This window comes from Mesorhizobium sp. LSJC280B00 (assembly GCF_000502835.1).
GTDB lineage: Bacteria > Pseudomonadota > Alphaproteobacteria > Rhizobiales > Rhizobiaceae > Mesorhizobium.
The window spans coordinates 65,652-77,642 of the sequence record NZ_AYVL01000002.1 but is presented as its reverse complement, the minus strand read 5'-3'; the positions used below and the strand labels follow the sequence as shown (position 1 = coordinate 77,642).

At 63.3% G+C, this 11,991-nt stretch carries 10 protein-coding genes and 1 pseudogene; 4 read left to right on the top strand and 7 right to left on the bottom strand.

Translation table 11 applies throughout. From position 1 onward, the window contains the following. Positions 1 to 36 precede the first annotated feature (36 nt). Complete coding sequence (gene queF, locus X773_RS42605) at positions 37 to 498, top strand: preQ(1) synthase (RefSeq protein WP_023674394.1); 462 nt, start codon at positions 37 to 39, stop codon at positions 496 to 498. A 14-nt stretch (positions 499 to 512) separates the two neighbouring features. Here the strand turns inward: queF and X773_RS42600 are convergent, their stop codons facing one another. The 6 genes and pseudogenes from X773_RS42600 to X773_RS42575 form a co-directional block, all read right to left on the bottom strand. Beyond that, on the bottom strand, positions 513 to 1,298 hold the full coding sequence (locus X773_RS42600; protein WP_198023517.1) for an alpha/beta fold hydrolase: 786 nt from the start codon (positions 1,296 to 1,298) through the stop codon (positions 513 to 515). 110 nt (positions 1,299 to 1,408) lie between these two features. Beyond that, a complete protein-coding gene (locus X773_RS42595; RefSeq protein ID WP_023674392.1) occupies positions 1,409 to 2,593 on the bottom strand; it encodes a mandelate racemase/muconate lactonizing enzyme family protein in 1,185 nt (394 codons plus the stop codon). A gap of 11 nt (positions 2,594 to 2,604) precedes the next feature. Next, complete coding sequence (locus X773_RS42590) at positions 2,605 to 3,162, bottom strand: hypothetical protein (RefSeq protein WP_051406072.1); 558 nt, start codon at positions 3,160 to 3,162, stop codon at positions 2,605 to 2,607. 4 nt (positions 3,163 to 3,166) lie between these two features. Beyond that, positions 3,167 to 3,645: pseudogene (locus X773_RS42585) on the bottom strand (DUF3828 domain-containing protein). A 105-nt stretch (positions 3,646 to 3,750) separates the two neighbouring features. After that, positions 3,751 to 5,400, bottom strand: coding sequence for an ABC transporter substrate-binding protein (locus tag X773_RS42580; RefSeq protein WP_023674390.1), 1,650 nt, complete (start codon positions 5,398 to 5,400; stop codon positions 3,751 to 3,753). 41 nt (positions 5,401 to 5,441) lie between these two features. Further along, on the bottom strand, positions 5,442 to 6,992 hold the full coding sequence (locus X773_RS42575; RefSeq protein ID WP_023674389.1) for a trimethylamine methyltransferase family protein: 1,551 nt from the start codon (positions 6,990 to 6,992) through the stop codon (positions 5,442 to 5,444). A 92-nt stretch (positions 6,993 to 7,084) separates the two neighbouring features. On the opposite strand from X773_RS42575, the gene X773_RS42570 reads away from it, so the two are divergent. Beyond that, positions 7,085 to 7,987 (top strand): LysR substrate-binding domain-containing protein, encoded by a 903-nt coding sequence (locus X773_RS42570; protein ID WP_023674388.1) that lies wholly within the window; start codon positions 7,085 to 7,087, stop codon positions 7,985 to 7,987. Positions 7,988 to 8,004: 17 nt separating this feature from the next. On the opposite strand, the gene X773_RS42565 is transcribed toward X773_RS42570, so the two are convergent. After that, the gene (locus X773_RS42565) at positions 8,005 to 8,994 is read right to left on the bottom strand and encodes a zinc-dependent alcohol dehydrogenase family protein (RefSeq protein WP_023674387.1); all 990 of its coding nucleotides are present in this window, start codon (positions 8,992 to 8,994) and stop codon (positions 8,005 to 8,007) included. 103 nt (positions 8,995 to 9,097) lie between these two features. Between X773_RS42565 and X773_RS42560 the strand changes: the two genes are divergently transcribed. Together X773_RS42560 and mutL are read left to right on the top strand one after the other, a co-directional pair. Further along, positions 9,098 to 10,000 carry a LysR family transcriptional regulator gene (locus tag X773_RS42560; RefSeq protein WP_023674386.1) on the top strand — a complete coding sequence of 301 codons (903 nt, stop codon included), beginning with the start codon at positions 9,098 to 9,100 and terminating at the stop codon, positions 9,998 to 10,000. Positions 10,001 to 10,080: 80 nt separating this feature from the next. Beyond that, positions 10,081 to 11,931, top strand: coding sequence for a DNA mismatch repair endonuclease MutL (gene mutL / locus X773_RS42555; RefSeq protein WP_023674385.1), 1,851 nt, complete (start codon positions 10,081 to 10,083; stop codon positions 11,929 to 11,931). The last annotated feature ends 60 nt before the right edge of the window (positions 11,932 to 11,991 follow it).

The window sequence follows — 11,991 nt, the reverse complement described above, 5'->3', positions numbered from 1 at the left end:
CGCAGTTTTGGGCGACATGCAGCAAGGAACCTGCTCATGACCGATACGAAAAATCTCACCCAGCTCGGCACCAACGTCGAGGCGCCACAGAGCCCTGAAGCGGCAGTCCTGGAAACCGTGCCGTTTTCGCGCGGCGACGGCCCGCCGGCCATCGTTCGCTTCACCTGCCCGGAATTCACTTCGCTCTGCCCGGTCACCGGCCAGCCGGACTTCGCCCATATCGTCATCGACTACGCACCCGATGCGCTGCTGGTGGAATCGAAGTCGCTCAAGCTGTTCATGACCTCGTTTCGCAACCATGGCGCCTTCCACGAAGAATGCACCGTCATGATCGGCCGCCGCATCATCGCCGCGACCAAGCCATTGTGGTTGCGCATCGGCGGCTACTGGTATCCGCGCGGCGGCATTCCGATTGACGTGTTCTGGCAGACCGGCGCGCCGCCGGAAGGTGTGTGGCTGCCCGACACCGGCGTCGCCCCCTATCGCGGGCGCGGCTGATCGGACGGAGCGGCTCACCTGATCCCGGTCCGGCACAGGTTGGTCTCCAGGAAAGGCATCACCGCGTCGCGGTACCGCTGTTGGTCATAGCGATAGAGATCAACATGCCGCGCGCGGTCGAACCAGACCAGCTTTGCGGCAGCGCCTGCCGCATCTTTCAGCGCCAATGTCTGGCTGCGAGCGACAAACGGATCCGAATTGCCTGCTAGCAGCAATATCGGCCGATCAATCGCGCCGATGCGATCGACCGGCCTGACATCATCTACCCCGAAGCCAAGGCGGAGCTGCATCTGCGCCAAGAGGATGGTCGCCTGTACGTCGCGCAACATAGGCAAGGGCGCTCGCAACGCCGTGGTTTCCAGCAAAGTCGCGTAGAGCTGCTCCAGGACATAGGCATCGGCATGCTCCTGCTGAGCGCCAAATACAAAAGCAGCCGCACCGAGCGACGAGCCGATGGCCGCCACCTTGCGACCGGCGAAGCGTTGCCGCGCAAAGGCGAGGATGCGGCTGGCGTCCTGCCGTTCGATGTAACCAAAGCCTCTGATATCGCCGCCGCTTTCGCCATGTCCCGACAGATCGAACAGCACGATCGAGTAGCCGCTTTCGAAAAGCAGCTTCGCTCTTGGAACCATGGCCAGCTTGTTTGAACCGCGTCCGTGTAACAGCACGATTGTTCCGCAACTGTCCTGCCGATCCGCCACCCAACCGGCAAGATCGGGCGCGCCCTCTTGCTTCAGAACGATGCGCTCCACCTCTAACCCCACAGGCAGCGTGAAGCTTTGCTGAGGCACGCGGGCCACCGCGCGGCTTCCTGCCTCCCAGGTGACAGCGCAGGCCAGGACGCAAACCGCCGCGAATAAAGCAACCACGACAGGACCTCTTCTCATCGATCGGTCACGTGCACTTCGCATCAGTTGAGCGGCAGCCGCCGGTAACGGCCGGGACTGTTCGGATCGCTGAAATGGTGCATCGGCCCGTGTTCGGCGAAGTGTGCTGACCAGCGTTTCATTGCCGCCGGGGCGAGCTCGACACCCAGCCCGTCACCTTCCGGCACGCGCACCGTGTTGGCGATCTGTTTGAACGGGCCGTCCTTGATCACGTCGCCGATCTGCCAGCGAAACAGGGATTGCGACGCCTCGGTGATCCATGGCGTTGCCGCCACGACGTGCAGATAAGCCGATGTCATGATGCCGAGATCGTTCGAATAGCACCAGAACCCCTTGCCCATCGCCTCACAGGCGGCAATGAATTTCAGAGTTTTCGACAATCCGCCGAGTGCTGCGAAATTGCAGACGAAGTAATCCGGCGCACCGAGCGCGACTGCCCGTCTGAGATCCGGGATGTGCGTCGAGAACGGAATGCGCGAATGCTGGCGCAGCGCAGCCATCTCCTCGAAGGTCGCGACCGGATCCTCGTAGTTGCGGATGTTGAACGGCTCGATCTCGCGCAGCACCCAGCGCGCTGTGGTCAGCGACCACTGCATGTTGGAATCGAGTTTGATCTGCGCTTTATCGCCAAGCGCCTCGCGCAGCATGCGCACTGTCCTGATCTCGAGCTCGGGATCGCCCATGATCAGCTTGCCCTCGAAGATCGTCGAGCCGTGCTGTTCTCGCATGCCGAGACAGTAGTCGACGATCGCTTCGGCGGTCATCTCGCCGCCGGCTCCGCCTTGAGCGGGGCGAAAGGCGAAATATTCCGAAAACGGAATGTCCTTGCGCACCGCGCCGCCGAGCAGCTTGTAGAGCGGCATGCCGAAGACCTTGCCTCTTATATCCCACAGCGCCAGTTCGACGGCGCCGAACGCCACCGTGGCTGCATTCTCGCCGGTGTTGGCGGTAATCTGCCAGGGCGGCACGCAGCGCGCCTCGCAGTCGGCGATGTCGAGCGGATCGGCGCCAATCAGCGCCGGCGCGATCTCGGCCTTGATCACCTCGCCGAAATGCCACCATGGCGCCTCGCCCAGTCCGACCACGCCTTCGTCCGTCTCGACCTCGATGATCGATTTCGACGCGCCGCCGTAGAGACCAGCCGTCCACCAGAACGGAGCATCGAGCGGGACGTTGACGTGGGTGACGCGGATGTTGGTGATCTTCATCGATTCCGTTCTCACTCGCACTGGTATTGGCTTAGCGCCCATTCGCCGGTCACCGAGAGCAGGTCCGATATCTTCCAGTCGCCGTCGATTTTTTTGAACTTCCATTCCAGCCGATGCGGGTTGCCGGCGGCGACGAAGGCGACGACGACCTTGGCCTCGTCGCCCTTGACCGCTTCGATGGTCTTCAGGCTCTTGTCGATCTCCGCCTTGTCGTATTCGGAATTGTCGAGCGCCATGTTGGGATCGAGGCACTCGCCCTGCCCCGACTTCCGCAGCGCGTCGCTCTTGTCGAGCACCGACTTTGCCGGGTCGGTGAAATGGCCCCGCTGAGCCGGATCGACCTCGAGCCCGGCATGCTCGTAGAACGGCTTCACTACCGCGGTCGGCGAGCCCGGCTGCACGGGTGCAGCCGGCGCGTTTTCTGCCGGCGGCAACACTGCCGGCGGGGGTGCCGCACTGTCGGCCGGCGCGTTTGCGGGCGGCGCGCCGAACAGGCCCTGAGCGGCGGCGCTGCTCAATCCGGCCAGCAGGCACGCAGTCGCCAAAATCCAGGGATGGCAGCGAAGCACGGCGTCACTCCGGAGGCTGCCCGGCCAGGCATTCGAGCGCACTCAGCGTCCAGCCGCTGGTCTTCGAGGTAATGTCGGCGACCTTCCACTGGCCGTCGATCTTCTTCAACGACCAGACCATTTCGCGTTTGGAATCATCGCCTTCCGGAAAAAGGTTGAACGTCGCCGTCACCTCGGCGCTGTCGCCATCCAGCGTTTCGGCCAGCGTCAGCGTCTTGGCCACGGTCTTCTCGTCATAGTCCTGCGCATCGAGACCAGGGGCGAAGTCGATGCAGGGAACTTCATCCGGATGGTTCTTTGCCGCATTGTCGTTCAGCTCGAACAGTTTCGTCACCGGTGCGGTGAAGCGGTCGCGATTTGCGCATCGGCCTCGAATTTGACCGACGGGACATAAAAGAACTTCACGGCGTTGGCAGCAGGGCCGGCAAACGCGGCCGCCGGCACGGCCATCGAAAGCGCGGCAACAAAAAGTGGCAGTTTCATGGGTGTCCCCGATTGTTCACTGACGGAAGCTATCAGTACCACGCATCTTGCCCGTCGGCTTTCTTGCGGTCCATGAAATCCTGCAACGCGTCCTCTGCTGGCAACTCAGGCGTTCAGCCAGACATTCTGGAGATCCATCTCGAAGGTTTGGTGGACACCGTAGTTCTTCACCTTCTCGTTCATGTGGCTGAACAGCTTCTGCCAAAACGGCTGAATGATGACGCCCGAATCCTGCAGGATCTGCTCGATGTCCTTCATGACCTCGCGGCGCTTTTCCACGTCGATGAGCGAAAGAGCCTGCTTGAGCTTGGCGTCGAAATCAGGGTTCGAGTAGCCGGTTTCGTTCCAGGCCTCGCCGGTGCGATAGCCGAGCGCCAACACCTGGACGCCAAGCGGGCGCATGTACCAGATGGTCATCGAATAGGGGTATTTCGTCCAGTCGTTCCAGAAGGTCGACCCCGGCAGCACGGTGCGCTTCACCTTGATCCCGGCATCGCGCAACTGGCCGGCAATAGCGTCGCCGGTGTTCTTTTGCCAATCGTCCTCGACGGTGATCAGTTCATGCTCGAAGTCGTCCTGCCCGGCATCGGCCATAAGCTTCTTGGCGCCCGCGGCGTCGCGTGTCTTCTTGGGCAGCGCGTAGTATTCCGGATGAATCGGGCTGACGTGGTGGTTTTCACCAACAGTGCCTCGCCCGGCGTAGCCAAGTTCGAGCACCGCTTTGTTGTCGACGGCCATCTGGAGGGCGTTGCGAACCCGCTTGTCGTCATAGGGCTTGTTCGTGATGTTGGTCCGGGCGACGAGCGTGGTCGCTGTCGCGACCTCCGATTTGACCAGCCCCATCTTGTCGAGAATCTCTATGAAGTCGGCCGGCGTCTCGAAGTTGAGGTCGATTTCGCCGGAGTCGAATGCATTTATCGAGGCGTTGAAATCGGTTCCGTAATCGATGAATTCGACGCCGTCGAGAAGCGCTTCACCGCCCCACCATTTGCCATTCTCACGACGCTTGACGACCGCTTTCTGGCCGACCGCATAAGACACCAGTTCGAACGGCCCGGTGCCAATCGGCTTCTCAATCGGATTGGCGCCGTCGGCGTCGAAGTTGCGATGGACCACCAGCGCCGGATAGTCGGTGAAGTTCGGGATCAGCGAGATGTCCGGTTCGTTCAGCTTCAGCTTCACCGTGTTGTCGTCGACCTTGGTGATCGCCCCTTCCCTGGCCTTGCCGGTCTTTGCATCGATCAGCGCACCAACGCGCGCGGCCATCGAATTGCCGGCGGTAGCCTTCTCGCACCAGCGCGTCAGATTGTAGGCCACGTCATCGGCGTTGAAAGCATCGCCGTTGTTCCAGGCGATGCCCTTGCGCACATGCAGCACGTATTCGGTGGCGTCGTCGTTGACCTCCCAGCTTTCGAGCAGAACCGGCTCGAATGTGAACTGGCGGGTGTAGCGGACAAGCGGCTCGAGCCAGCAGCGTGAAATGTTCGCAAGTTCCACCCAGTCGTAGGTGCGCGTGTCCTTTTGCGCCTTCACCGACATCGAAACGTGCAGCGTTCCGCCTTTCTTCGGCTCTTCAGCCAAAGCCCGCTCCGGCACGGCAAGTCCAATCATGCCGTAGGCAAGGGCCGTCGATGCGCCGAAAGCGCTTGCCAGGGCCAGAAACTCCCGCCGGTCGACGCGACCGGCGCGCGCCTCGCTGGCCATTGCTTCGATGGCGCTCGGTACGCGATCGCCGTTGCTTCTGAAGAGTGTCATTTTTTCCTCCCTTATGGTTCGCATCGGGTCTTCGCCCGTGATCAACTAACGCTGTCCGGCAGTTTCTCCTCGCGCCGCGCAATCAAATCTTTGAGACCATCGGCGATGCCCTCATCGAGCTTCGGCTCCTCATAATCGGCGAGCATGTTGCGCGCTTTCTCGCGGCCGCGGGTGTCGTGGTCCTTTGCTCCTTCCGCCTTCCACTGTTCGAACGAATTGAAGTCCATGATGCTCGGTATGAAGAAGGCGGACTCGAAATGTTCAAGCGTGTGCTGGGTGCCGAGGAAATGGCCCTGCGGTCCGACCTCGCGGATAGCCGCCATAGCCTCCTTGAAATCGTCGAATGGCAGCCCGCCAGCATATTTGTACCAGCCGACAAGCTGCTCGCAGTCGGTGGCAAATTTCGAATAGCCGCAGGTCAGGCCGGCCTCGAGCCAACCGGCAGAGTGCCAGATGTAGTTGGCGCCGGCAAGGATGGCGGCATGCATCAGCATGTTCGCCTCGTAGCCCGCCTGGGCGTCGTTCAGCTTCGAGCCGACATGGAAACCGGACGTGCGCCACGGCAGACGATACTTCCGCGCCAGCGCGCCCATGAGATACATCATCTGGGCCGCCTCCGGCGTGCCGCCCATGGGAGCGCCGGTCTTCATGTCGACCGTCACCATGAACTGTCCGTAGATCTGCGGCGAACCCGGACGCAGGAGTTGTGTGAACGCGACGCCCGCCAGCGCTTCGGCATTGACCTGCGCGACCGCACCGACGGCAGAGGCCGAAGTCGAGGCGCCGCAAAGGGCGAAGGGGGCGAGGATCAGCGGCTGGTTGTGGCGCGCATAGACTTTCATCGCGTCCAGCATGGTGGCGTCCCACACCAGCGGCGAATTGCAGTTGGTGATCGACACCAGGACCGGGTTGTCGCGGACATAGTCCTCGCCGAACACGATGCCTGCCATCGCCATCGTGTCTTCGGCTCGATCCCTGGAGGTCACGATGCCCATGAACGGCTTGTCGGAGTGCTTCAGCGCCGAATGGATGATGTGGAGGTGACGTTTCGGCACCGCGATTTCCATCGGCTCGCAGATGATCGAGCTCGACGAATGCAGCGCCGGCGCCATGTAGGCGAGCTTGTGGAAATTGTTGAGGTCGGCGAGTGTGCCGTAGCGCCTGTTGTTGTCAAGGTCGCGCACGTAAGGCGCCCCGTACATCGGCACGAAGATGGAGTTGTTGCCACCCACACGTACGGAACGCTGGGGATTCCTCGCATTGAGCGTGAACTCCGACGGGACCTTCGAGATGAGCTCCATCAGCAGGGCGCGGTCGATCCGGACCCTTGTCTCCGAGACATCGGCGCCCGCCGCCTTCCACATTGCGATCGCCTCGTCGTCGCGGAACTCGCATCCCACTTCTTCGAGGATGGAGAGCGACTCCTGGTGGATCAGCTCAACCGCCTCGTCCGGAACCATCTGATAGACGGGAATCTGGCGGACCAGGGTTGGAAACGACGCTATGGGTGCGCCCCGCAGCGCCTTGCGCCCCAAGCGGCCACCGCTGCGGCGGTTGGTGTGTTCGCTCACTTCAACGGCCGGTGCGTTCATGAAGGCTCCATATTCCTGTTGGTGACCAATCTAGCCAGACAAAATGCAGCTGTGACGCTGGAAAATCCTGATCTCTTGTATAAGCTCAGCTTATGCGAAGCTTGCGCCACCTGCTGCCGTCGGCCGGCAGCCTGATCGTTTTCGAGGCCGCCGGGCGGCTGTCGAGCTTTACCGCCGCCGGGCGCGAGCTCGGCATGACGCAGGCTGCCGTCTCCTATGCGATCCGTGGGCTCGAAGAGCAGCTCGGCGCCAAACTCTTCCAGCGCCGCCATCGGCAAGTCAGCCTGACCGAGGCCGGCGACCGCTTCCATGCCGATGTCTCGCTCGGCCTGTCGCACATTCGCAAGTCGGCGGAGGATCTGCGCCAGATCGCCGTCGGCGCGCATGTGACGCTCGCCGCCTCGACCGCCTTCGCCTCGTTCTGGATGATGCCGCGCCTGCAGCAGTTTCGCGACGAATTGCCGGGCATCGACCTGCGCATCCAGACCGCCGACCGCGATCTCGACATCATCGCCGAAGACATCCCGCTCGGCGTCCGCGGCGGCGAGCCCAAGGAATGGCCGGATTATCATTCGCTGCCGCTGGCCGATGAGGTGATATTCCCCGTTGCCGGCGTTAGTTATGTGGCACGGTTCGGGCTGCCGGAGCGTGTCGCGGACCTTCAATCGCACCGCCTTATCCATCTTGAAGAGCCGTTTCGCGAGGCCGCGAGCTGGGACGAATGGTTCGCCTCGGCCGGTGTCGACATCGCCGATGCCGGACGCGGCTTGCGCATCAACGACTATGCGCTGGTGATCCAGGCCGTCATGGAAGGGCAAGGCATCGCGCTCGGCTGGGGTCACCTCGCCGAGCGGCTGCTGGCATCAGGGCTGCTGGTGCGCGTCACCGGCCACACGATGACGACCGGCAAGGGCTTTCATGTCATCTGGTCGAAGAACCGCGAGCTCAGCGACAATGCCCGCAAGGTGCGGGACTGGCTGGCGGCGCAGGCGTGAGGCCGATAAATGCCCGGTCAAACCGTCACGACGATCTTGCCGAATTGCTCGTTCGAGTCGAGATAGCGGTGCGCCTCGACGATCTGGTCGAACGGAAAGGTTCTGGCGATTGCCGGCTTCAATGAACCCGAGCTCAGTCCGTCAAGGATGAACGCCTTGGCGGCCTGCAGCCGGACCGGATCGCGCACGATCTCATGGACGAGATAACCGCGCAGCGTCAGTGTCTTTGCCAGCACTGCAGGTAGCGGAAAGGGGGTCGGGTCGAGGCTCAAGCCGCCATATTCGATGAGAATGCCACCCGGTGCCATCGCTGCCGTCAGAGGCTTGAAAATCGGGCCGCCGACGGCATCGAACACCACGCGCACGCCGTCCGGGCCGGCGATTCGCTTCAGCCTGGCTTCCAGGTCCTCCTCTGCCGAGGCGATGACGTGGGCCGCGCCGAACTCAAGCAAAGCCCGCTTCTTGGCAGATGTCCGTGTGACCGCGATCGGGGTCGCGCCAATCATGTTGGCGATCTGGATCGCGGCAAGTCCGACGCTGCTCGAGGCCGCGGTAACGACAATAAAGTCCTCGCTTTGGAGGTTGGCAATGTCGATCAGCGCACCGTAGGCGGTGAGATATTGCATCCACGCGGCGGCGGCTTCTTCCCAACTCAGCGATGGCGGGTGCTTGACGACGAGCTCGGCGGGATATGTGGCAATCTCACCATAGGCAGGCCAGCGGGCCATCGATAATGGCGGCACGATGCTGACGGCATCGCCAGGCGCAAACCCGTCCACGCCTTCGCCGACCATCTCGACGATACCCGCCGCCTCGAGCCCAAGACCGGAAGGCAACGGCGCGGTCTGGATGTAGGTCCCCGAACGCAGCAGCGCCTCGGCGCGGTTTATACCCAGCGCCTTGACGCGGATCTGAATCTCACCGCTCGCGGGCGCAGGCGTGTCAACATTCTCGATGCGCAGGACCTCGGGACCACCGAGCTCATGAAAGCGAACGACACGTGCCATCGATCACAACTCCAAAATATTTGAACTGAATCAGCTATGCCAGCGCTCATCAGGCGGATAAATAGCCGCTTGAGTAGATCAGCAGAAACTGTAGGTTTTGAATATGGATCGCCTTACGAGCATGGCCGTGTTCGTCAAAGCCGTCGACCTGGGCTCGTTCGCAGCCGCGGCGGCGGCTCTCGATCTGTCCGGGCCGATGGTCGGCAAGCATGTCCGGTTTCTCGAGGAGCGCCTGAGCGTGCGCCTCATCAACCGGACCACGCGCCGCCAAAGCCTGACCGATTTCGGGCGCGCCTATTATGAACGCTGCCGGTTGGTGCTTGCCGAAGCGGAGGCCGCGGATGCACTCGCCGCCGACCAGCTTGCCGAACCGCGCGGAAAGCTGCGTGTCCTCATGCCGGTGCATTTCGGCCGGCGCTGCGTTGCCCCGATCCTGTTCGGGCTTGCGCAGCAATATCCGGCGCTGGAACTTGACCTATCGTTCAGCGATGCCATCGCCGATCTGGCAGAGGATGGCTGCGACCTTGCCATCCGAACGGGCGATCTGGAGGACCAGACCGGGGTGATGGCGCGTCGCATCGCGCGCCAGCACATGGTCGTCTGCGCGTCCCCGCCCTATCTCGACCGGCACGGCGAGCCACATGAAATAGATGACCTCGGCAGCCATCACGCGATCATCTACCGCCGTTCCGGGCGTGCCGTTCAGCCGTGGCTGTTTCCGCGCAATGGCCATCCCCCGATTGAGGTCAGGCCAGTCAGCAGATTGCGGCTCGACGACCTCGATGCCATCGCCGATGCCGCGGCCGCCGGCATGGGGCTCGCGTGGCTGCCATACTGGATGGTTCGCCAGCGCATCCAGGCGGGCGCACTTGTCCCGCTGTTGCCGGAACAATCCCGGTTTCTCTACGACGTTCATGCCCTGTGGTTGCAGACGCCTCATCTGCCGATGAAAGTCCGCCTTGCCGTCGATGCACTGTCGGCAGCGCTGCCCAAGCTCATGAGTTGAAATGCACGGCCGCGGTCGGCTGCGTGGATTTCCTCAATTCCGCCCTCCCGCATCGACCGCGAATCCGCCTATAGTGCCCCATGCCGATCCGCCAGCTTTCCGAAACGATGATCAACCAGATCGCCGCCGGCGAAGTCATCGAGCGTCCGGCAAGCGTGGTCAAGGAACTGGTCGAGAACGCGCTCGATGCCGGTGCAAGCCGTGTCGAGATCGTCACCGTCGGCGGCGGGCTGAACCTGATCCGCGTCAGCGACGACGGCTCGGGCATTCCGGAAAAGGAACTGGCGCTGGCGATTGCGCGCCATTGCACCTCCAAGCTCGCCGACGACATTCACGACATCCGCTCGCTCGGTTTTCGCGGCGAGGCCTTGCCTTCGATCGGCTCGGTGGCGCGGCTGTCGATCCGCTCGCGCACCACGTCCAGTGAAAACGCCGCCGAGATCGGCATCGACGGCGGCCGCGTCTCCGCGGTCAGGCCGGCGGCGGCCAATCGCGGAACCACGGTTGAGGTGCGCGACCTGTTCTTCGCCACGCCCGCAAGGCTCAAATTCATGAAGGGCGAGCGCGCCGAAAGCTCGGCCATCGGCGACGTGGTCAAGCGCATCGCCATCGCCTTTCCCGCCGTGCGCTTCACCCTGGCCGGGCCGGACCGCTCGACGCTGGAGCTGCCGGCGACCGAGGACGGCCCGGAAGGCCGGCTGCGCCGGGTGGCACAGGTGATGGGCGCCGACTTTCCGGACAATGCGATCGCCATCGACGCGATGCGGGACGGCGTGCATCTCGTCGGCCATGTCTCGGTCCCCTCCTTCACCCGCGCCAACGCGCTGCAGCAATACGCTTATGTCAACGGCCGCCCGGTGCGTGACAAACTGATCGCCGGCGCCATTCGCGGCGCCTTCGCCGACGTGCTGCCGCGCGACCGCCATGCCGTCACCGTGCTGTTCCTGACGCTCGATCCGGCGATCGTCGACGTCAACGTCCATCCGGCCAAGGCGGACGTTCGCTTCCGCGATCCGGGGCTGGTGCGCGGGCTGATCGTCGGCGCTATCCGCGAAGCGCTGGCCAATGCCGGCATCCGCGCCGCCACCACCGGGGCCGCCGGCATGATGGCGGCGTTCCGGCCAGGCGCCGCATCCTATGCGCATGGCGGCCCGGCCAACGGTCACCGCAGCTACGAGGCCGCCTATCGGGCATCCGGCTTTTCCGGGTTCGATCCTGCCCGTTCGCCGCAGCGGCCGCTCGATATGGGCGACGGGTTCGGCGAGGACGAGCAGGCGGCCTTCGACGCGGGGCCGCTGCACAGCGCCGATGCGCGCGCCGGGCAAAACGAAGCGGCGGAAACGCTGCTCGGCACGGCGCTGGGCGCGGCGCGCGCGCAAGTGCACGAGAATTATATCGTCGCCCAGACCAGGGATTCGCTTGTCATCGTCGACCAGCATGCGGCGCATGAGCGGCTGGTCTACGAGGCCTTGAAGAACGCCCTCCACTCACGCGCGGTGCCGTCGCAGATGCTGCTGTTGCCCGAGATTGTCGACCTGTCGGAAGAGGATGCCGAGCGGCTTGCCATACACTCCGAGACGCTGGCCCGCTTCGGCCTCGGCATCGAGCGCTTCGGCCCCGGTGCCGTCGCGGTGCGCGAGACGCCGTCGATGCTCGGCGAGACCAACGTCCAGCAGCTGGTGCGCGATCTCGCCGACGAGATCGCCGACAACGACACGGTCGACACGCTGAAGGAGCGGCTGGACAAAATAGCCGCGACCATGGCCTGCCACGGCTCGGTGCGTTCTGGGCGGCTGCTCAAACCGGAAGAGATGAACGCGCTGCTGCGCCAGATGGAGGCGACGCCCGGCTCCGGCACCTGCAACCACGGCCGCCCGACCTACATCGAACTCAAGCTGGCGGATATCGAGCGGCTGTTTGGGCGGCGATAAGAAACTCGCAGGACGCAGCCCCCACCCGGACCTTCGGTCCGACCTCCCCACAAGGGGGAG